The sequence below is a fragment of the Microbacterium sp. KNMS genome (assembly GCF_053851835.1).
The window spans coordinates 56,764-77,012 of the sequence record NZ_JBSQBP010000008.1; the positions used below are offsets into that span (position 1 = coordinate 56,764).

The window sequence follows — 20,249 nt, forward strand, 5'->3', positions numbered from 1 at the left end:
CGTGCGAGCCGGAGGCCCGAGGCTCCGACTCGCACGGGTGCAGGACGTCAGTCCCGCTCGACGAGATGGTCGGCGTAGGCCTTCGTCGTGAGGAAGGCGCGGAACGTCGGGCTCAGGGCCACGTCGCGGAAGACCTCGGCCGCCTCGTCGAAGCGGTCGCCCTCCGAGCGCTCGACCTCGCCGAGCACCCGGTCGACGAGCTCCGACACGTACTCGCGGGTGATCGGCGTGCCCTGCTCGGTGACCTGCTCCTGCCGGATCCACTGCCAGATCTGCGAGCGCGAGATCTCGGCCGTCGCCGCGTCCTCCATGAGGCCGTCGATCGCCACGGCCCCGAGCCCGCGCAGCCAGGCCTCGATGTAGCGGATGGCCACGGACACGTTCCCGTGGACCCCCTCGTCGGTGATCGCGCGCCCGATCCACAGGTTGAGCAGGTGGCGCTCGCGCACCCTGACGTCGTCGCGGGTGCGCTCGAGCTGGTTCGGCCGGTCTCCGAGCACGGCGTCGAACTCCGCCTGGGCGACGGGGATGAGATCGGGGTGCGCGACCCAGGTGCCGTCGAAGCCGTCCGCTGCCTCGCGCTTCTTGTCGGCCGCGACCTTCTCCATCGCCCGCGCATTCGCCTCGGGGTCCCTGCGGTTGGGGATGAACGCGCTCATGCCGCCGATCGCGTACGCGCCGCGCCGGTGGCACGTCTGCACGAGGAGCTCGGTGTAGGCGCGCATGAAGTCGACCGTCATCGTGACCTCGTTCCGGTCGGGCAGCACGAAGCGCGATCCGCGGCCGCGGTAGGTCTTGATGATCGAGAAGATGTAGTCCCAGCGGCCCGCGTTGAGCCCCGCGCAGTGGTCGCGCAGCTCGTAGAGGATCTCCTCCATCTCGAACGCGGCCGGCAGCGCCTCGATCAGCACGGTCGCGCGGATCGTGCCGTGCGGGATGCCGAGGTACTGCTCCGAGAACGAGAAGACGTGGTCCCACAGGCGCGCCTCCTCCGCCGACTCGATCTTCGGCAGGTAGAAGTACGGGCCTGCGCCGTTGGCGATGAGCTGCTCGGCGTTGTGGAAGACGTAGAGGCCGAAGTCGACGAGCGAGCCCGAAGCGGGCATCGTGCGCCCGTGGCGGTCGGTGAAGAGCAGGTGGTGCTCCTCGAGGTGCCAGCCGCGGGGGCGCATCACGATCGTGGGCGTGCGCTCGGCGGTGACCTCGTAGCGGCGGCCGTCCGGGCTCGTGTACGAGAGGTCGCCGCGGATCGCGTCGCGCAGCGAAAGCTGCCCGCCGATGACATTGCGCCAGGTCGGGCTCGTCGCGTCCTCCTGGTCGGCGAGCCACACGCGGGCCCCCGAGTTCAGGGCGTTGATCGTCATGCGCGGATCGGTCGGGCCGGTGATCTCGACGCGTCGGTCCTCGAGACCCGGCCCGGGGCCCGCGACGCGCCAGGAGGCGTCTTCGCGGATGCGCGCGGTGTCCTCGCGGAAGCGCGGGTCCCGGCCGTTGCCGATCTCGTAGCCGCGCCGCATTCGATCGGCGAGACGGTCGTAGCGCGCGCCTGCGAAGAGCTCGTGCAGCTGGGCGAGGAACGCGAGCGCCTCGGGGGTGAGGATCTCCTCGAAGCGCTCGTGGAGGCGGCCGGCGACCTCGATCGACGGGGCGGTGCGTGCGCGGTAGCGCTCGTCGGCGGCGGGCGGGGCGATGTCGGTGATGGTCATGATGACTCCTGAAGGGAAGAGAAGCGGATGGCCTGAGCCGGGTGCGGCATCAGTGGAACTGCTCGGCCTCGGTGGAGCCGACGAGAGCGAGGGTGGCGCTCGAGGGGTTGAGGGCGGTCGACACGTGGTCGAAGTAGCCGGTGCCGACCTCGCGCTGGTGCTTGGTGGCGGTGTAGCCGTCGGCCTCGGCGGCGAACTCGGCGTCCTGCAGCTCGACGTAGGCGGTCATCGCGCGCTCGGCGTAGCCGCGCGCGAGCTGGTACATCGAGTGGTTGAGGGCGTGGAAGCCGGCGAGGGTGATGAACTGGAACCGGTAGCCGAGCTCGGCGAGCTCCTCCTGGAACGACGCGATCTGGCTGTCGGACAGCGCGCGGTGCCAGTTGAAGCTGGGCGAGCAGTTGTAGGCGAGCATCTTGCCGGGGTGCTCGGCGTGGATCGCCGCCGCGAACTCGCGGGCGAGCTCGATGTCGGGGGTCCCCGTCTCGACCCAGAGCAGGTCGGCGTACGGAGCGTAGGCGAGCCCGCGGGAGATCACCGGCTCGATGCCGTTGCGCACGCGGTAGAAGCCCTCGTCCGTGCGCTCGCCGGTCGTGAACGCGCGGTCGCGCTCGTCGACGTCGCTCGTCAGGAGGTCGGCTGCGAGGGCATCGGTGCGCGCGATCTGGATGGTCGGCACGCCCGCGACGTCGGCCGCGAGCCGCGCGGCGTTGAGCGTGCGGATGTGCTGCTGCGTCGGCACGAGGACCTTGCCCCCGAGGTGCCCGCACTTCTTCTCGCTCGCGAGCTGGTCCTCCCAGTGGATGCCGGCGGCGCCCGCCTGGATCATCGCGTGCGCCAGCTCGTAGGCGTTGAGCGGGCCGCCGAAGCCGGCCTCCGCGTCGGCGACGATCGGGGCGAGCCAGTCGCGGGTCACCTCGCCCTCGGCGTGCTCGAGCTGGTCCTGGCGGAGGAGGGCGTTGTTGATGCGGCGCACGACGGCCGGAACGGAGTTCGCGGGGTAGAGCGACTGGTCGGGATACGTCTGCCCGGAGAGGTTCGCGTCTGCCGCGACCTGCCATCCGGAGAGGTAGATCGCCTTGAGCCCTGCACGGACCTGCTGGACCGCCTGGTTGCCGGTGAGCGCTCCGAGCGCGCGGATGTACTCGTCCGAGTTCAGGCGCTCCCACAGGACCTCCGCGCCGCGGCGGGCGAGGGTCGCCTCCTCGCGGACGGTGCCGCGCAGGCGGATGACGTCCTCGGCCGTGTAGTCGCGCGTGATGCCGTTCCAGCGGGGATCGGCGCTCCACTCGAGGCGGAGCTCCTCGGCCGTCTGGGTCTGGTCGCCCGGGCGGCGACCGGCGGTCGTGTTCTCTTCGGGGGTGCTCATCATCGTGCTCCTCGTGGTGAGCGGCGGGTGCCGCGTGCTGTCGTGAACACAACGATCCGAGAAAGTCGAGCGATTCGGGGACGGTTCGTGAGGAGAAGTTCACGAGATCTTCTGCAGATCGGATGTCCTGTGGCATCATCGGCGCATGGTCGCCGCAGAAGAAGTCGAAGAGGATGGGCCCGACGCGCTCGCCGTGGGGCGCCGCATCCGCCAGCTCCGCGCCGAGCGGGGCATGACGCTCGATGCGCTCGCGGCGGCGGTCGGGCGCGCACCGAGCCAGCTCTCGATGATCGAGAACGGGCGGCGCGAGCCGCGCCTGTCGATGCTGCGCACGATCGCGAAGGCGCTCGGCGTGGGCATCGACGCGCTGCTCGAGGCCGACGCGCTCGACGAGCGGGCGGGTATGGAGATCGCGCTCGAGCGGGCGCTGCGCTCGCCGCGCATGCAGACCCTCGGGATCGAGCCCTTCCGCATCCCCAAGGCCGTCCCCGATGACGTGCTCCGAGCCATCCTCCGCCTGACCGGCGAGATCGACCGCCTGCATGACGAGCGCTCGGCGACGCCCGAGGAGGCGCGCCGCGCGAACGTCCAGCTGCGCCGTCTCATGCGACGGCAGGACAACTACTTCCCGGAGCTCGAGCAGAAGGCGCGCGAGCTCCTCGCGGCGATCGACCACCCGGGAGGGCCGCTCACGCAGCGCGCCGCGAGCGACATCGCGGCGCATCTCGGCTTCACGCTCCACTACGTGCCCGACCTCCCGCAGACCACGCGCAGCGTCGCCGACCTCCGCCACGGGCGGCTCTACCTGTCCGACCGGGTGAGCGGCGACCCGCGCACGGCGGTCCTGCAGGCTCTCGCCAGCCGCGTGCTCGGGCACTCGGCGCCTTCGGACTACCGGGAGTTCCTGCGGCAGCGCGTCGAGCAGAACTACCTGACCGGCGCCCTGCTCATCCCGGAGGATCACGCGGTGCCCGTGCTGCGCGACGCGAAGGCGCGACGCGCGATCTCCATCGAGGACCTCCGCGACGCCTATGCGGTGTCGTATGAGAGCGCGGCGCACCGGTTCACGAACCTCGCGACGCGGCACCTGGACATCCCCGTCCACTTCCTCAAGGTGCACGAGTCCGGCACGATCACGAAGGCGTACGAGAACGACGACGTCAACTTCCCGACCGACCGGCTCGGGTCGATCGAGGGGCAGCTGTGCTGTCGGCTGTGGACGAGCCGCGTCGTCTTCGACGTCGACGACCGGTTCAACCCGTACTACCAGTACACCGACACGGGCAACGGCACGTACTGGTGCACGGCGCGCGTCGAGCACTCGAGCCAGGGAGCGCACTCGGTGAGCGTCGGCGTGCGCTTCGACGACACGAAGTGGTTCGTCGGTCGCGACACGCCCCAGCGCGGCGTCTCGCGGCACGCGGTCGAGACTTGCTGCCGGCGCCCGCCGGCCGAGCTCGAGTCGACGTGGCGGGATGGCGCCTGGCCGAACGTGCGGACGCCGCGGACCCTGCTCGCGACGCTCCCGAGCGGCTCGTTCCCCGGCGTCGACACGACCGACGTGTACGCGTTCCTGGAGGCCCACGCGCCGCGTGAGGACGCGGCAACGCGGTGAACGGCCGGCACGCGGGCGGCGCGCCCCGGTTCGCGGTGCCCATCGGCATGCCGTATGCTGGACGAAGCAGTGCTCCTCTGCATTCTTCCGCTGTGCCTCGTGTGCGGCGGCGGTCGGGGAGGGGCATTCCTGAGATCGCATGATCTCTAGGGCGGTAGCTCAATTGGCAGAGCAGCGGTCTCCAAAACCGCAGGTTGCAGGTTCGATTCCTGTCCGCCCTGCGCGTCAGCGACAGCTGGCTCACGAAAGGTAACCCATGGCCCACGACGCTTCGGGCGGCGAGATCGTCGCGGCGGCTGGTACGACCGGCGGCAAGAAGGCCGGCTTCTTCTCGCGGATCGTGATCTTCATCCGCCAGGTGATCGCCGAGCTCCGCAAGGTCGTCACGCCCACGCGCAAGGAGCTTCTGAAGTTCACCGCGGTGGTGCTGGGCTTCGTGGTGATCATGATGGCCCTCGTCTACGGCCTGGACTACCTCTTCTCGTGGGTCACGACGGTGGTCTTCGGCGTCCCGAGCTGATCCAGCCGGTCGGATGACGCGCATGCCCTCTCCGCGCCACAATGGAGAGAGCAAGTCTGCGTGACGCCTCTCGGCGTCCGGAACGGAAGAGAAACCACGTGTCTGAGAAGTATGCCGACGACGTCGACCTGGCGACGGCTGCTGAGCAGTCGAGCGAAGAGGACGAGGCTCAGGAGGGCAACGTCCTCGCCGAGGAGGAGCGCTCGAGCTCGTCCGCCGAGCACAACGCCATGCACGTCGAGGACGACTTCGACGAGGACTCTGACGAGGACATCGACATCGACGACCCGGAGGCCGACGCGATCGTGAACGACGCCCTGAACATCGACGAGGCCGCAGAGGTCGAGGCCGCCGCCGAGGTGCTGACCGACTCCGCCGCCGAGGAGGCCGACGAGGCCGCCGCAGCGGCGGCCGACGAGGTCGCCCCCTACGACGGCCCCGAGGTCGGCGAGGACGCGGACGACGAGGAGTCGGACGCCGAGGACGACCCCTACGAGGCCTTCCGCCGCGAGCTGCGCTCGCTCGAGGGCAAGTGGTACGTCATCCACTCGTATGCGGGCTTCGAGCGCAAGGTGAAGGCCAACATCGAGCAGCGCAAGTCGACGCTCGAGGTCGAGGACGACATCTACCAGGTCGAGGTCCCGATGGAGGACGTCGTCGAGATCAAGAACGGCCAGCGCAAGATGGTCACGCGCGTGCGCATCCCGGGCTACGTGCTCGTGCGCATGGAGCTCAACGAGGACACCTGGTCGGTCGTGCGCCACACGCCCGGCGTCACGGGCTTTGTGGGCAACGCCCACAACCCGACGCCCCTCCGCTTCGAAGAGGCCTTCAACATGCTGAAGCCGCTCGCGGAGCTCAAGGAGGCGCAGGCGCAGGCCGCCAAGGGCGCGTCGAAGAAGGGCCAGGCGGCCCCCGCTCGCGTCATCCCGGCCGAGGTCGACTTCGAGATCGGCGAGACGATCACGATCAAGGAGGGCTCGTTCGCCGGCCTTCCCGGTTCCATCAGCGAGATCAAGCCCGAGAGCGGCAAGCTCACGGTGCTCGTGTCGCTCTTCGAGCGCGAGACGCCCGTCGAGCTCTCGTTCGACCAGGTCACCAAGATCTGACCCGCTTCGCGCGTCGCGAGCGCCCCGTCGGCTCCCGCCGGCGGGGCGTTCGCCGTTCAGCGGGCGTGCTGCGCGGCGTCGCCGAATCCGGTAGACTTGTGTGGTTTGCGTGCGCTTTCGCGCGCGCCGACACACCGCCATCCGGATCCGCCGGATGCGCGGGAGAGCGGATGCATCCGGCATCCACTCGATGAGAGGAAGAGGAAATGGCACCGAAGAAGAAGGTGACCGGCCTGATCAAGCTTCAGATCAACGCCGGTGCAGCCAACCCGGCGCCGCCGATCGGACCCGCCCTGGGTCAGCACGGCGTCAACATCATGGAGTTCTGCAAGGCGTACAACGCGGCGACCGAGTCGCAGCGCGGCAACGTCATCCCCGTGGAGATCACCGTCTACGAGGACCGCAGCTTCACGTTCGTCCTGAAGACTCCGCCGGCAGCCGAGCTCATCAAGAAGGCGGCTGGCGTCGCCAAGGGCTCGTCCACGCCGCACACGGTCAAGGTCGCGAAGCTCACCAAGGAGCAGGTCGCCGAGATCGCCAAGACGAAGCAGCCCGACCTCAACGCGAACGACCTCGAGGCCGCCTCGAAGATCATCGCCGGCACCGCCCGCTCCATGGGCATCACGGTCGAGGACTGAGGGGGATAACGAACATGGCTACCAAGTCCAAGGCTTACCAGTCCGCCGCCGAGAAGATCGAGGCCGGCAAGTTCTACACGCCCGCTGAGGCCGTCGCGCTCGCGAAGGAGACGGGCTCGAAGAAGTTCGACTCGACCGTCGAGGTCGCGCTCAAGCTCTCGGTCGACCCGCGCAAGGCGGACCAGATGGTCCGCGGCACGGTCATCCTGCCGCACGGCACGGGCAAGACCGCCCGCGTCATCGTCTTCGCCAACGGCCCGGCCGCCGAGGCCGCCATCGCCGCCGGTGCGGACGAGGTCGGCGGCGCCGAGCTCATCGAGAAGGTCGCCGCCGGCTGGACCGACTTCGACGCGGCCGTCGCCGTGCCGGAGCTCATGGGCCAGGTCGGTCGACTCGGCAAGGTGCTCGGCCCCCGTGGCCTCATGCCCAACCCGAAGACCGGCACCGTCACCCCCAACACGGCCAAGGCCGTCGAGGAGATCAAGGGCGGCAAGATCGAGTTCCGCGTCGACAAGCACGCCAACGTGCACTTCGTCGTCGGCAAGGCCTCGTTCTCGGCCGAGCAGCTGAACGAGAACATCGGCGCAGCGCTCGAGGAGATCGTCCGCCTCAAGCCGTCGAGCTCGAAGGGCCGCTACATCCAGAAGGGCGCCGTGTCGACCACGTTCGGCCCCGGCATCCCGCTGGACGTCAACGCCATCGCGTAACGCGCGCCGCACCGAGAAGGGCCCCGTCTGCGGACGGGGCCCTTCTCGCGTCAGGGTGCGCTCTCAGGTCGTGTCGCGGATGGCGAAGCCGGGCTGCCCCGTGGGGGCGAGGTCGTCGACGTCGTAGCTTGTGACGCGCGCACCGGGCGGGCCGTGGCGCATCCACTCGGCGACTCGCCCGACGGCCTGCGCCGGGCCCTCCAGCTCCGCTTCCACGCGGTCGGCGCCGACGTTGCGCACCCAGCCGGCCAGGCCCGCCTGCTCGGCCTCGCGCTCGACAGCCCACCGGACCCCGATCCCCTGAACCGTCCCGCCCACCGTCACCCGTACGCGTCGCATGCCTCCATGTGTCGTGGAGAGGGCGGGAAGGGAAGAGGCGCGGCGCCTCCGAGAGGGCAGCGGCCGTGGGGTGGAGGTGGGCTTGACACGCTTCGGGGAGGGACCCTATGCTCGTCCTAATCGTTTAGGGGAGACAACGAATCTTCGCACCGGCAGCCTAAACGTTTAGGAGATGACATGGGAACGAAACCGACCCTCGCCGACGTCAGTGCGGCCTCGGGCGTCTCGGTGTTCACCGTGTCACAGGCCCTCAATGACAAGCCCGGTGTCGCCGCTGCGACGCGGGAAGCGGTCCTGCGCGCGGCCCGCGAACTCGGCTATGTTCCCAACCGCGCCGCTCAGGAGTTGCGGCGCAGCACCCGCGACACCGTCGCGGTGATGACCGCGAGCACCTCGAACGCGTACTACCTCGACATGATGGCGGGTGTGCAGAGCGTGCTGCGCGAATCGGGCCGCACCGCCATCGTGGCCGACCTGGCCAGCGACGGCATCCCCTCTCCAGAGATCGAGGACGCCACGGTGCGCGGCCTCGTCCAGTCCCGCGTGGCGGGGGTGATCTCGACGATGACGCTGAGCGCCCGCAACGTCGCTCTGCTGCGCGACTGGGAGATCCCGCTCGTCTTCGTCGACTCCGCTCCACCGGCCGAGGTCGCCGACATCGCGAGCGTGACGACGGACAACGTCGCCGCGAGCGGCCTCGTCGGCGACCACCTCGCGAGCCACGGCTACGACGAGTGGCTGCTCCTCATCTACCCCGCGCTGTGGTCGACGCGCATCGATCGCGAGCGCGGGATGCGCCTGGCAGCGGCAACGCACGGTGCATCGCTTACTCTCTTGGAGAGCCCGAACAGCGCCGAAGCGGCCGCGCGTGTCCTCGGCGAGCACCTGGACCGCACCGGCCGCGCCCCCCGCGCACTCATCGCCGGCAACAACCCCATGCTCCGCGGCGCGCTGGAGGCGCTCCGTGCTCGGGAGACGCGCGTGCCCGAGCAGACAGCGGTCGTCGCCTTCGACGAGTTCACCTGGGCGCCGCTGCTGAACCCGCCGGTGACGGTCCTCAACGAGGACAGCCAGCGGATCGGCGAGATCGCCGCGACGACCATCTGCCGTCTCATCGACGAGCAGATCGAAGCCGAGCGCGCGGGCAGGCGCCCCGCGCCGGCCTACCGTCCTGACGACCGTACGGAGGTGGAGGCAGAGCTCATCGTCCGCAGCTCGTGCGGCTGCTGACGCGCACCGACGCAGTTCTCGCTCCCCGTCACGCACCGGCCCACCGACCCAGGTGGGCGGATCACCCCTGCCCGCACGCGGGCACCACGCATCACAAAGGAGTCATCGTGAACAAGAACACTCGCTCGCTCTTCCTGCTGGCTGCGGCCGCCGCGGCCGTGACCAGCGTCACCGGCTGCACCTCGGGAGACGCCGAGACCGCAGCGGGCCCTGAGGAGATCGCCTCCATCGGGCTCATGGTGCAGGACATGTCGAACCCCTTCTTCGCCGCCATGGAGAAGGGCGCGAAGGAGGCCGCCGAGGAGATCGGCGCCACCGTCAACGTGCAGGACGCGCAACTCGATCTCGCCAATCAGAACACGCAGATCGACGCGTTCATCCAGCAGAACGTCGACCTCATCGTCATCAGCGCGGTCGACGAGGCCGGTATCGAACCGGCCATCGAGCGCGCCAAGCGGGCGGGGATCATCGTCATCGCCGTCGACACGCCTGCGAAGGGCGCGGACGTCGTGGTCATGACCGATGCCGTCGAGGCCGGCGAGATCTCCTGCCGCTACCTCTTCGAGCAGATGGGCGGCAGCGGCGAGCTGCTGATCGTGGACGGCACGCCCATCCAAACCATCACCGACCGGATCACCGGCTGCGAGAAGGCGCTGGAGGACTACCCCGACATCGAAGTCGTCGGTCACCAGAACTCGAAGAACGATCGCGCAACCGGTCTCGCCGTCACGACCGACATGCTCACGGCCACGCCCACCGCGACCGGCATCTTCGGGATGAACGACCCATCGGCCCTCGGCGCGGTCCTCGCCGTGGAGCAGGCGGGCCTGACCGACCAGGTCGTGGTGACCGGCGTCGACGGCAGCCCGGAGGCCGTCGATGAGCTGCAGCGCGACGGATCGCCGTTCGTGGGGACTGCCACGCAGAACCCTGCGGAGATGGTGCGTCAGGCGGTGGCCGTCGCGCAGGGCATCGTCGCGGGCGAGGAGCCCGAGGAGAGCACCGTGCTCATCCCGAGCGAGCTCGTCACGCGGGAGAACGTGTCGGACTACCCCGGCTGGTGAGCGGCTTCTCGCTCGTCGACGACTGGAAGCGGAGAGGCACATGACCGAGAAACCACTGCTGGCCCTGGAAGGCATCACGAAGCGCTACGGCGGAACGCTCGCGCTCAACGGGGCACGGTTCGACCTGCGCGCGGGCGAGGTGCACGCGCTGATGGGTGAGAACGGCGCGGGCAAGTCCACGCTCATGAAGATCCTGGCCGGCAACGTGGCCCGAGACGCGGGGGAGGTGTTCATCGACGGCGAGCGCGTCGAGATCACTTCCCCGGCTGACGCGAGAGCCCATCGGATCGCGATCATCCATCAGGAGCTCAACACGGTCCCGGCCATGACGGTCGCCGAGAACCTCGCTCTCGGCGCAGAGCCGCGCACGAGGTTCGGGGCACTGGACCGAGAGCGGATGATCGCCGACGCGCGGCGGAAGCTCGGCCTCGTCGGCGCCGGTATCGACCCGCGTCGCCCGCTGGGCGAGCTCAGCGTCGGGATGCAGCAGCTCGTCGAGATCGCCAGGGCGGTGAGCGAGGAGGCACGCATCCTCGTGCTCGACGAGCCGACGGCCGCCCTGTCGCGCGCCGAGTCGGAGCAGTTGTTCCGCCTCATCGCCGAGCTGCAGGAGCGCGGGGTCGGACTCATCTACATCTCGCACCGGATGGAGGAGGTCTGGCGACTGGCCGACCGGATCACGGTGTTCCGCGACGGGGCCTATGTCGGCACGCGCGACCGGGCGGCGGTGGATCCGGCCGAGATCGTGCGCATGATGGTCGGGCGTGCGGTCGACGACCTCTATCGCCACGGCGACCGCACCCGCGGTGACGTCGTCCTGCAGGTCGACGACCTCGTCGGGGATGACGTCGGACCGGTGTCGCTCACCGTCCATGCGGGCGAGGTCGTGTGCATGGCAGGGCTCATCGGCTCGGGGCGCACCGAGACGGCGCGCCTCGTGTTCGGAGCGGACCGCCTCCTGTCCGGCAGCATCTCGATCGACGGCTCCCGGGTCGTCCCGACCGACCCGGGAGCCGCGATCGCCGCGGGGATCGGGATGGTGCCTGAGAGCCGCAAGGAGCAGGCGCTCTTCCTCGGCCACACGGTCGAGGACAACATCGCGATCAGCAGTCTTGCGGAGTTCCGCAGGCTCGGAGCGCTGCGGCGCGGGATCCTGCGCCGCAGGGTGCTCGGGGTCATGGAGCGGCTGCGGCTGCGCGCGAACGCGGTGACCCTGCCGGTCGGGGCGCTCTCCGGCGGAAACCAGCAGAAGGCGGCTCTGGCCAGATGGCTGATGCGCGAATGCCGGCTGTTGATCCTCGACGAACCAACGCGCGGCGTCGACATCGGCGCGAAGCGCGAGATCTATGAACTCATCGACGAGCTGGCGGCCGCCGGCAAGGGCGTGCTCGTCATCTCATCCGACCTGCCCGAGGCCATCGGGATCGGAGACCGTGTGCTCGTGATGCGGGGCGGGCGGATCGTCGCCGACCTGCCCGCCGCGCGGGCGACGGAGGAGACCGTGATGTTCCACGCAACGGGAACAGCGATCAGCAACGGAGGACCCCATGACTGACACCGAACGGACGCGCCCGGACGGCGCCACGACACGGTTCGACTTCGCCCGCTGGTGGGACCGCGTCGGCATCCTCATCGTGCTCGTGGCGCTGATCGTGCTGATGTCGGTGATCGCCCCGAACTTCGCGAGCCTGGACAACCTCTCGAACATCCTGCGGGCCATCTCCGTCAACGCCATCCTGGCGGCGGGTATGACCTTCGTCATCATCACCGCAGGGATCGACCTCTCCGTCGGATCGACGGTGGCGGTCTCGGGAGTCGTCGCCGTCCTCGCGGCCGCCGCGGGCGCCCCCGCCCCGATCGCCGTCGTCGCCGGGGTGCTCGCGGGCGGCCTGGCCGGCCTCGTGAACGGTCTGCTCACGGCGTACATGGCGCTCGCCGCCTTCATCGTCACCCTCGCGACGATGACCTTCCTGCGCGGCTTCGCCTACACGATGACCGGCGGACAGCCGATCGTCGACAACATGCTCGGCTTCCGCGACATCGGCAACGGATACGTCGCAGGCATCCCGGTGCCCGTCGTCATCATGGTGGTCGTATACGTGGTGTCGTGGTTCGTGCTCGAGCGCACGCGCTACGGCCGGCACGTCTACGCCGTCGGAGGCAACCCGGAGGCCGCACGGCTGGCCGGCGTGAAGGTCAAGCGGGTCCTCACCTCCGTCTATGTCATCGCGGGCCTGTGCGCTGGGCTGGCCGGCGTGATCTTCGCCGCGCGTGTGGTCTCCGCCCAGCCCACCGCGGGGCAGGGGTACGAGCTCGACGCCATCGCTGCGGTCGTCCTGGGCGGGACCAGCCTGATGGGCGGGCGCGGCCGGATCGTCGGCACCCTCATCGGGTCGGTGATCCTCGGCGTGCTCAGCACCGGGCTCATCCTCATGAACGTCCCGTTCTTCACGCAGCTGCTCATCAAGGGCGTCGTCATCATCCTCGCGGTCTCGATCGACGGCCTCAAGCAGCGCACCTTCCGCCTCCGCAGGCGACCGGCCGCCGCCACGGCGTGACCGACGCACGATCGACAGTAAGGACCACCATGACGCATGTCGTGACGATCACCGATCCGCTCCCCGGCAGCAGGCAGGGACAGCCCGTCTTCTTCTCCGTACCCGGAACGCATCCCGAACCTCTGCGTGAAGCACGGATCGACACCGGGGAACGTGTCCTCTGCCAGCGAGTGGGTTCGGCGAACGGGGAGACGCAGTACGTCGCCGTCGTCTCCTTCACCGGGGCGGTGCGTCTGACGATCGGCGACCCGGTGGAGGATGCGGCGGGGCGAGGGATCGTCGAACTGCCGGCTCGCGAGGCCGATGCTCACGTGCGACTCGACACGGGGTGGTTCGACCTGGAGCTGTGCCGGGGGACCGCCCTTGGCACGGGGGCGTCGAAGTGGGGGCTGCGGCACTTCGCCGGTCCGGACGGGATCGACCTGTTGCCATCGGGGAACAACGCGATCGGAGGCTTCTACGGCCCGTTCTTCACACCGGAGAACGGGCTCATCAACCCGCCCGAGCACACCGTCGCAGAGATCGAGACGGTCGCGCGCGGGCCGGTCATGCACCACTACCGCCTGAGCGGCGTTGTCCCTGACGGTCTGCTCGACGAGCTGAGGGGCAAGGCGTTCCGCATCGACTGGCGGTTCTTCCACGGCGCCCCGTTCTTCGAGCGGGTCTACGACGTCGACCCCTTCCGCACCGTGATCAACGGACGCTCGGTCGTCGACAAGATCACGGTCGGCGACGAGTTCGAGGGCGGTCGTGGCGAGCTCGTGTTCGACCGCTTCGCCGCCGCGCACGGAACGGTGTACCGTGCGGGCGATCCTTACGCGGAGGAGCTGGCGAAGCTCGTCGAGGCGACCATCGGCGATGCGCCCGAGGGGACCGAGAAGTTCGAGCAGTTCCGACGGCAGCTCGTCGACGGGATGGAATCGGCGCACTGGGACCTGTATTGGCGGTTGTTCTGCACGTGGGAAGGCGCGCTGTCGGATGAGGAGATCCGCGAGCGCCTCGCACAGGTGCGCGCGGCATCCCATGTCCGGGCGGATGAGCCGGAACGCGCCTGGCACGTCGCCGCGGAGACCGTCGACGTCTCGATGGAGGAGGACGCCACGATCTTCGCGGGCCCGGCCGACAAGACCGCCGAGTTCCACTCCGAGCACGGCCGCGCCATGGTGTGGTGGACGAGCGCGCCATCGGGAGCGTTCCAGATCGTGCAGCGGCGGCCGTCCGGATGGGTGAACTGGGGGACGAACGGCGAGAACGAGTGCCCCGAACTGCCCGTCGGCGTGGTCATCCGCACCGCTTACGGCCCCTTCGCCGACCGTTGGATGCAGGTCGCCGACGGTCTGGAGACGGTGCCGACGGTCGACGTCGCAGACGTGACCCCATAGGGGCGGGCGCCGGGCGCGGGCCGTGGGGTCAGCGCCCGGCGCAGCCCGGGGCGCCGACGGCGCAGATCGGCCCGACCGATCCGCGGCCGAGATAGAGCCGGACGCCCGCCTGGCCGGCGGCGTCGAGGACTCCCACGCGCAGCGCGGCGACGTCGTAGCGGCCCTCCTCGAGCGACGACCAATCCGCGGGTTCCGCGGAGCCTGCGGTCGGATCGTTCTGCGCGTTCGCGACGACGGACACGACGCCGTCGACGAAGAGCCGGCTGTAGAGATTCGAGACCAGCGTGACGATCGGCGACGTCAACCCGTTCAGCCGCGTCGGCAGGCCGGACACGGCGGGCAGCACGCCGTCGACCGCGCCACCGATGATGCCGCCCACCCCGCCGATGAGGGTAGAGAGGAGCAGGTCGATCACCGGTTTGAGCAGGCCCTTCGTGAGGAGGTCGGTGAGCGCGCCGAGCAGACCGGAGAGGAGCTTCAGTTCGGTGTGCACCGTCCCCGGTGCGTTGACGCGGAGCTGGGCGAGGGTGCCGTCCACGCTCACCGCGATGTGGCCGACGTCGGTGAAGGGGGTGATGGCGAGCAGCCGGGCACGGAGGTCGACCTTCAGCGTCGCCGTGATCCTCGTGTTGTCGATGGCCTGCACGAGGCTCGTCTCCACGCGCGTGAGCCACTCGCTCAGCACGGTTGTCAGGCTGCTCGTGAGCGCGTTCACGATCGCCGGGTCCGCGGGCAGGTTCGTGTTGGGCGGTAGGCCGTTCAGCCCTTGCCCGTACTGACCGGGATAGGCCTGCTGCAGCAGCGCGGCGGTGTCGACCGTGACGGTGCCGCCCGCCGGGTCCACGGTGAGGACGCCGCCGGAGTCGCTGAAGGGGGTGCTCAGCTGGGCCCGGACGGGGGCGAGGTCGATCGTCGCCGAGAGCGCCTCGACGTGAACCGACCCGAGGGACAGCAGGGGCGTGTTGAGGACCCCGTTGAGCAGGGTGAGGACGCCGCTGGCGATCCCCTGGGTGACGGCCTGATTGCCGATGAGCCCGTTCAGGGTGGTCTCCGTCGAGTCGACGAGGCCGTTCACGCCGGTGAGCAGCGCGCCCACCGTCGGCGAGGCGATCCTCGTCTCGAGATCGGCCGCGAGGTACTCGCGCACCAGTGCCGTGGTCGTGTCGCCGCTCCACAGCGCGTCGCAGCCGTCGACGGCGGCGCGGCCGGCGACGGCGCCGACACCGAGCGAGACGTCGGTGACGTTCCCCAGCAGATCGGCGACTGCGGGGTTGATGCTCGCGACCAGCGTCCGGAGATCGACCGTCGCCAGCTCGGGATAGCCGTTCGCCGGCTCGAGGCCGATGCCGCCGGTGTCGGTGACGAACCCCGCGGCACCGGCGGCGACCCCCGTAGGCACCCCGGGGGTGAGCCCGTCGCTGTCGGCCTGGCCGTACTGGCCGACGAGCCCCGTCGCGGTGTCGAGCGGGAGCTGCAGGAGTCCGGTGAGGTCGAGGGCGACGGCCGCGTCGAGCGCCTGCACGTTGAGGGGGTTGGCGTAGGCGGCAGCGCCCACCTGCCTGGCCGACGGCGGGTCGACGGCGACACGCTCGCCATCGGTGGTGACCTCGACGCCCGACGCCTCGACGAGGCTGTCGAGATCGGCGCCGAGCAGCGAGCCGCTGAGCGCCCGTCCTTCGCCGCGCGAGGCGAAGGTCCCGAAGGGCTCGGCGCAGTCGACGGTGGAGACGGGAGCCGCGTGCGCCCACTCCTCGTCGTTGGGTCAGCACGGCGTCAACATCATGGAGTTCTGCAAGGCGTACAACGCGGCGACCGAGTCGCAGCGCGGCAACGTCATCCCCGTGGAGATCACCGTCTACGAGGACCGCAGCTTCACGTTCGTCCTGAAGACTCCGCCGGCAGCCGAGCTCATCAAGAAGGCGGCTGGCGTCGCCAAGGGCTCGTCCACGCCGCACACGGTCAAGGTCGCGAAGCTCACCAAGGAGCAGGTCGCCGAGATCGCCAAGACGAAGCAGCCCGACCTCAACGCGAACGACCTCGAGGCCGCCTCGAAGATCATCGCCGGCACCGCCCGCTCCATGGGCATCACGGTCGAGGACTGAGGGGGATAACGAACATGGCTACCAAGTCCAAGGCTTACCAGTCCGCCGCCGAGAAGATCGAGGCCGGCAAGTTCTACACGCCCGCTGAGGCCGTCGCGCTCGCGAAGGAGACGGGCTCGAAGAAGTTCGACTCGACCGTCGAGGTCGCGCTCAAGCTCTCGGTCGACCCGCGCAAGGCGGACCAGATGGTCCGCGGCACGGTCATCCTGCCGCACGGCACGGGCAAGACCGCCCGCGTCATCGTCTTCGCCAACGGCCCGGCCGCCGAGGCCGCCATCGCCGCCGGTGCGGACGAGGTCGGCGGCGCCGAGCTCATCGAGAAGGTCGCCGCCGGCTGGACCGACTTCGACGCGGCCGTCGCCGTGCCGGAGCTCATGGGCCAGGTCGGTCGACTCGGCAAGGTGCTCGGCCCCCGTGGCCTCATGCCCAACCCGAAGACCGGCACCGTCACCCCCAACACGGCCAAGGCCGTCGAGGAGATCAAGGGCGGCAAGATCGAGTTCCGCGTCGACAAGCACGCCAACGTGCACTTCGTCGTCGGCAAGGCCTCGTTCTCGGCCGAGCAGCTGAACGAGAACATCGGCGCAGCGCTCGAGGAGATCGTCCGCCTCAAGCCGTCGAGCTCGAAGGGCCGCTACATCCAGAAGGGCGCCGTGTCGACCACGTTCGGCCCCGGCATCCCGCTGGACGTCAACGCCATCGCGTAACACGCCCATCCTGCGAAGGCCCCGTCTCCGGACGGGGCCTTCGTCGTCGCCCGCCCCGGACGCACGTGGGTGTCCGGCCCCCAGCCTGAGGGCTATGCGCGCGGCGTTCCATGTGCGACGCTGGAACGGCGTGAATACCGATATCCGCACGCGCAGCACCACGAGGGGGCACACATGAGCACGACCGACACCCGTCGCCGCAAGGTCTTCGCCGTCCTCGCCGGAGGACTCGTCCTCGGCGTCGGCGCCGCCGTCACGCTGGCCGCCTGGAACGACTCCGAGTTCGCGACGGGGACCTTCGGGGCCGGCGCGTTCAACCTTGAGGGCTCGACGACGAGCGCGACGGACGGCTACGCGGACCACGAGACGGCACCCGGCGCGGACCTCGCCTTCACGCTGCCGCTCGCCGAGAACCTGTCGCCGACCGACGTCGTCTACGCGCCGTTCTGGGTGCGGCTCGATGACACGACGACCTCCGACGCGACGCTCGTCGCCGACACCGTCGCGGCCACGGGCGCGAACGCGGCGAACCTGTCGTACGAGGTGTACGCGATCGCCGCCGACGCGACCTGCAGCGCGGCGACCGCGACGGGCGCGCTCGTCGCCTCGGGCGCGACGCTCGATGCGCTGACCGCAGGTGCCGACGTGGCGCTCACCGCGGGAGACGCCGCGCCCGGTGCACCCGTGCAGCTGTGCTTCGAGGTGACGGCCGGGGCGGGGCTCGAGGAGGGCGGCGACGCGACGGCGACCTGGTCGTTCACGGCGACGTCGGAGTAGTCCCGTGGCGCGCAAGGCCACGCGCGACGCGCGGCGGCGGGCGCTGCGGTGGCGCCGCCTGCGGGCGGTGCTGGCAGGCGGCGTCGTGCTCGGCATCGGCGCCGCCGCGACGCTGGCGGCGTGGAACGACACCGAGCACACGACGGCGACGCTCACGGCGGGCACGTTCGGGATCGTGGGTGCGACGAACGGCACGACCTTCACCGAGCACGCGAGTGCGGGCGCGGCCGCCGTCCTGAACTTCCAGGTCGCCCCCACGGCGATGGCTCCGGGCACGACGACCTACGCGCTGTTCAGCGTGCGCACGGTGAATCCCTCGATCGCCGGGAGCGTCCTCCTCACCGCGACCGACGCCAACGCCACGACAGGGCTCGGCCAATACCTCACGTACGGCGTCCGCACGGTTCCCGCGGCGCAGTGTGACGCGACGACGTTCGGAGCATCGACCGCGACCGTGATCCCGCCGGGCTCGCCGCTCGGTGCCGACGCCGCGTCGTCGCAGAGCCTGTCTGCCAACGGAGCGAGCACCGTCAACTACTGCTTCGCGGTCACGCTCCCGTCGACCGCGCCCAACGCGGCGCAGGGAGCCTTCGTGACGCCGACGTGGCAGTTCACGGCGACGTCCTCGTGAGCGTCCTCGCATGAGCGCTCCTCCGCAGACGCGTCGCGACGCCCGCGCCCGCCAGCGCGCGGGCATCCGTCGGCGGACGCCCGCGCGCTTCGTCGGCGACGTGCTCCTGACCCTCGCGGCGATCGCGGGCACGGTCTGCATCGTGCTCGTGGTGCTCGCATACCTCTTCGACATCACGCTCATCATGTTCCGCACGGGATCGATGGCTCCGACCATCCCCTCCGGCTCCGTCGCCGTGGTGCAGCGTGTGCCGGCCGCGTCGCTCGACGTGGGCGACGTCGTGACCGTGGACCGCGAGGGCCAGCTGCCCGTGACGCACCGCATCACCTCGATCACCCCGGGGGCGAGCGCTGACGAGCGCGTCATCACGATACGCGGCGACGCGAACGAGCAGGACGACGTCGCGCCGTACGCGATCACCACGGTGCGGATCGTGCTCTTCTCCGTGCCCGGGATCGCGCCGGTCATCGCGTCCTTCGGCGATCCGCGTGTGCTCGGCGGGCTCTCGATCGGGGCGGCCCTGCTCGTCGGCTGGGCCTTCTGGCCGCGTCGGGCGGATGGCGCCGAGCGCGCGAGGGAAGAGCCAGCGCCTGACGGCCGGGGGACCGGATGACCCCGCGTCGAGCTCTCTGCCTCGCGGCGGTCGTCGCAGCCGTCGCGCTGCCGACGGCGGCCGTCGCCGCTCCGACGACGCGGGTGATCGAGGGCGAGCACATCCGGATCGAGTCGACGGCGGACTGGGAGCGGATGGCGCGGCTCGCGCCGGGGGAGAGCGTCGCGTGGACGCTCGCGATCTCCGTGGACGCGCCCGACCCCGGGACGCTCGACATCGGCGTCCGCGGCACGGGCGGGCTCGACCTCGTCGCCGACATCGCCACGTGCGGCGTCGCATGGCAGGGAGCGGAGTGCCCCGAGGGAGCGGAGGTCCTGCGCGCCGACTGGGCGCTGCCGCTCGACGGCGCCACCGACTGGCTGCGGAGCTCGGGCACCGAGGATCCCGTCTTCGTGCGGCTGGACGTGAGCCTGGCGCCTTCGGCCGTCGAGTCGGCCGAAGCGGAGGTCTCGGTCCACGTGCGCGCGGCGGGCGACGAGGTCTTCGTCGATCAGGACGACGAGCGCGACCTGTCGCCGACGGGCGGCTCGGCCGCGCCGCTGTTGCTGGCTGCGGGAGCCGTGCTCGTGGGCGGAGGCGTCGCCGCGCTCGCCCGCGGCCGCCGCGCACGGAGGTCGCCGCGATGACCCGGCTCCGCAGGCGGATCGCCGCGCTCGCCCTCGCCGCCGCGCTCGGCGGCGCCGCGCTCACGCCTGCCGCGACCGCGACGGATGCAGCATTCACGGACACGGAGCACGCGAACGCGACGCTGACGGCGTTGCGCCTGCAGCCGCCGACGATCACGGGGGTGACGTGCTCGCGTCCTGCACTGCTCAACCCCGGGGCGGTCTACCTCACGATCACGTGGCGCTGGCCCGACGCCGGAGCGCCGTACTCGGGATACTCTGCAGCGAACGCGTCCTGGACGACGACCGCGATCACACCGGTGGCGGGCTCGCCCACCCCCGCGGCGCCGACGACCACCGTGGCGAACGGCGTCTACACGACGACGTTCACGGGCACCCTTCTCGGGAACCTTCTGGGCGGGCTCAGCAACCTCCTGCTCGGGTCATCCTTCTCGGCGGACGTCGTCACGACCGGTGTCGTCGGAACGGGGACGACCACCTGGACGTCGCCGACGCGCAGCGGTGTGACGATGACGATCCCGCCGCTGGCGGGGGCGAGCTGCTCGGTGAACTGAGAGCC

General features: G+C 70.3%; 20 protein-coding genes, 1 tRNA gene and 1 pseudogene. 18 read left to right on the plus strand and 4 right to left on the minus strand.

What is annotated here, in order from left to right; all coding sequences use genetic code 11:
• Positions 1 to 47 precede the first annotated feature (47 nt).
• Both aceB and aceA read right to left on the minus strand, forming a co-directional pair.
• Entirely contained in the window at positions 48 to 1,706 is a 1,659-nt protein-coding gene (gene aceB / locus ACWXWW_RS06800) for a malate synthase A (RefSeq protein WP_455969417.1), read from the minus strand.
• 49 nt (positions 1,707 to 1,755) lie between these two features.
• Positions 1,756 to 3,072 (minus strand): isocitrate lyase, encoded by a 1,317-nt coding sequence (gene aceA, locus ACWXWW_RS06805; protein WP_271173645.1) that lies wholly within the window; start codon positions 3,070 to 3,072, stop codon positions 1,756 to 1,758.
• A gap of 145 nt (positions 3,073 to 3,217) precedes the next feature.
• Here aceA and ACWXWW_RS06810 point away from each other — a divergent pair, with 145 nt between their 5' ends.
• The 6 genes from ACWXWW_RS06810 (at position 3,218) to rplA (ACWXWW_RS06835) (ending at position 7,661) form a co-directional block, all read left to right on the plus strand.
• Complete coding sequence (locus ACWXWW_RS06810) at positions 3,218 to 4,687, plus strand: helix-turn-helix domain-containing protein (protein WP_455969418.1); 1,470 nt, start codon at positions 3,218 to 3,220, stop codon at positions 4,685 to 4,687.
• A 148-nt stretch (positions 4,688 to 4,835) separates the two neighbouring features.
• Positions 4,836 to 4,908 (plus strand) — tRNA-Trp (locus ACWXWW_RS06815).
• Between the two features lie 35 nt (positions 4,909 to 4,943).
• The gene (gene secE, locus ACWXWW_RS06820; RefSeq protein ID WP_455969419.1) at positions 4,944 to 5,207 is read left to right on the plus strand and encodes a preprotein translocase subunit SecE; all 264 of its coding nucleotides are present in this window, start codon (positions 4,944 to 4,946) and stop codon (positions 5,205 to 5,207) included.
• A gap of 98 nt (positions 5,208 to 5,305) precedes the next feature.
• On the plus strand, positions 5,306 to 6,316 hold the full coding sequence (nusG, locus tag ACWXWW_RS06825; RefSeq protein ID WP_455969420.1) for a transcription termination/antitermination protein NusG: 1,011 nt from the start codon (positions 5,306 to 5,308) through the stop codon (positions 6,314 to 6,316).
• A gap of 206 nt (positions 6,317 to 6,522) precedes the next feature.
• Positions 6,523 to 6,954, plus strand: coding sequence for a 50S ribosomal protein L11 (gene rplK / locus ACWXWW_RS06830; protein WP_271173641.1), 432 nt, complete (start codon positions 6,523 to 6,525; stop codon positions 6,952 to 6,954).
• 14 nt (positions 6,955 to 6,968) lie between these two features.
• Entirely contained in the window at positions 6,969 to 7,661 is a 693-nt protein-coding gene (gene rplA / locus ACWXWW_RS06835) for a 50S ribosomal protein L1 (RefSeq protein WP_271173640.1), read from the plus strand.
• A gap of 63 nt (positions 7,662 to 7,724) precedes the next feature.
• On the opposite strand, the gene ACWXWW_RS06840 is transcribed toward rplA (ACWXWW_RS06835), so the two are convergent.
• A complete protein-coding gene (locus ACWXWW_RS06840; protein WP_455969421.1) occupies positions 7,725 to 8,000 on the minus strand; it encodes an acylphosphatase in 276 nt (91 codons plus the stop codon).
• Positions 8,001 to 8,177: 177 nt separating this feature from the next.
• On the opposite strand from ACWXWW_RS06840, the gene ACWXWW_RS06845 reads away from it, so the two are divergent.
• The 5 genes from ACWXWW_RS06845 to ACWXWW_RS06865 all read left to right on the plus strand — a co-directional run bounded on the left by ACWXWW_RS06845 (position 8,178) and on the right by ACWXWW_RS06865 (position 14,234).
• On the plus strand, positions 8,178 to 9,230 hold the full coding sequence (locus ACWXWW_RS06845) for a LacI family DNA-binding transcriptional regulator (protein ID WP_455969422.1): 1,053 nt from the start codon (positions 8,178 to 8,180) through the stop codon (positions 9,228 to 9,230).
• A gap of 107 nt (positions 9,231 to 9,337) precedes the next feature.
• Positions 9,338 to 10,294, plus strand: a complete 957-nt coding sequence (locus ACWXWW_RS06850; RefSeq protein WP_455969423.1) for an ABC transporter substrate-binding protein — start codon at positions 9,338 to 9,340, stop codon at positions 10,292 to 10,294.
• Between the two features lie 40 nt (positions 10,295 to 10,334).
• Positions 10,335 to 11,849: a sugar ABC transporter ATP-binding protein gene (locus tag ACWXWW_RS06855; protein WP_455969424.1), complete on the plus strand. Its 1,515-nt coding sequence runs from the start codon at positions 10,335 to 10,337 to the stop codon at positions 11,847 to 11,849.
• The gene (locus ACWXWW_RS06860) at positions 11,842 to 12,852 is read left to right on the plus strand and encodes an ABC transporter permease subunit (protein WP_455969425.1); all 1,011 of its coding nucleotides are present in this window, start codon (positions 11,842 to 11,844) and stop codon (positions 12,850 to 12,852) included. Before ACWXWW_RS06855 ends, ACWXWW_RS06860 begins: the two co-directional genes overlap by 8 nt.
• A gap of 29 nt (positions 12,853 to 12,881) precedes the next feature.
• Positions 12,882 to 14,234, plus strand: coding sequence for a hypothetical protein (locus ACWXWW_RS06865; RefSeq protein WP_455969426.1), 1,353 nt, complete (start codon positions 12,882 to 12,884; stop codon positions 14,232 to 14,234).
• A 28-nt stretch (positions 14,235 to 14,262) separates the two neighbouring features.
• Here ACWXWW_RS06865 and ACWXWW_RS06870 read toward each other — a convergent pair whose 3' ends face one another.
• Positions 14,263 to 15,888, minus strand: a complete 1,626-nt coding sequence (locus tag ACWXWW_RS06870) for a choice-of-anchor G family protein (RefSeq protein ID WP_455969458.1) — start codon at positions 15,886 to 15,888, stop codon at positions 14,263 to 14,265.
• Positions 15,889 to 15,988: 100 nt separating this feature from the next.
• On the opposite strand from ACWXWW_RS06870, the pseudogene rplK (ACWXWW_RS06875) reads away from it, so the two are divergent.
• The 7 genes and pseudogenes from rplK (ACWXWW_RS06875) to ACWXWW_RS06905 all read left to right on the plus strand — a co-directional run.
• Positions 15,989 to 16,336, plus strand: a pseudogene (gene rplK / locus ACWXWW_RS06875) (50S ribosomal protein L11); the annotation flags it as partial.
• A 14-nt stretch (positions 16,337 to 16,350) separates the two neighbouring features.
• Complete coding sequence (gene rplA, locus ACWXWW_RS06880; RefSeq protein WP_271173640.1) at positions 16,351 to 17,043, plus strand: 50S ribosomal protein L1; 693 nt, start codon at positions 16,351 to 16,353, stop codon at positions 17,041 to 17,043.
• Positions 17,044 to 17,217: 174 nt separating this feature from the next.
• A complete protein-coding gene (locus ACWXWW_RS06885) occupies positions 17,218 to 17,820 on the plus strand; it encodes a SipW-dependent-type signal peptide-containing protein (RefSeq protein ID WP_455969427.1) in 603 nt (200 codons plus the stop codon).
• Between the two features lie 4 nt (positions 17,821 to 17,824).
• The gene (locus ACWXWW_RS06890; RefSeq protein ID WP_455969428.1) at positions 17,825 to 18,451 is read left to right on the plus strand and encodes a SipW-dependent-type signal peptide-containing protein; all 627 of its coding nucleotides are present in this window, start codon (positions 17,825 to 17,827) and stop codon (positions 18,449 to 18,451) included.
• Positions 18,452 to 18,461: 10 nt separating this feature from the next.
• Positions 18,462 to 19,064, plus strand: coding sequence for a signal peptidase I (locus ACWXWW_RS06895; protein WP_455969429.1), 603 nt, complete (start codon positions 18,462 to 18,464; stop codon positions 19,062 to 19,064).
• Positions 19,061 to 19,690 (plus strand): hypothetical protein, encoded by a 630-nt coding sequence (locus tag ACWXWW_RS06900; RefSeq protein WP_455969430.1) that lies wholly within the window; start codon positions 19,061 to 19,063, stop codon positions 19,688 to 19,690. The genes ACWXWW_RS06895 and ACWXWW_RS06900 overlap by 4 nt, the downstream gene beginning before the upstream one ends.
• Positions 19,687 to 20,244 carry a hypothetical protein gene (locus ACWXWW_RS06905; protein ID WP_324014095.1) on the plus strand — a complete coding sequence of 186 codons (558 nt, stop codon included), beginning with the start codon at positions 19,687 to 19,689 and terminating at the stop codon, positions 20,242 to 20,244. The genes ACWXWW_RS06900 and ACWXWW_RS06905 overlap by 4 nt, the downstream gene beginning before the upstream one ends.
• Positions 20,245 to 20,249: the final 5 nt, after the last annotated feature.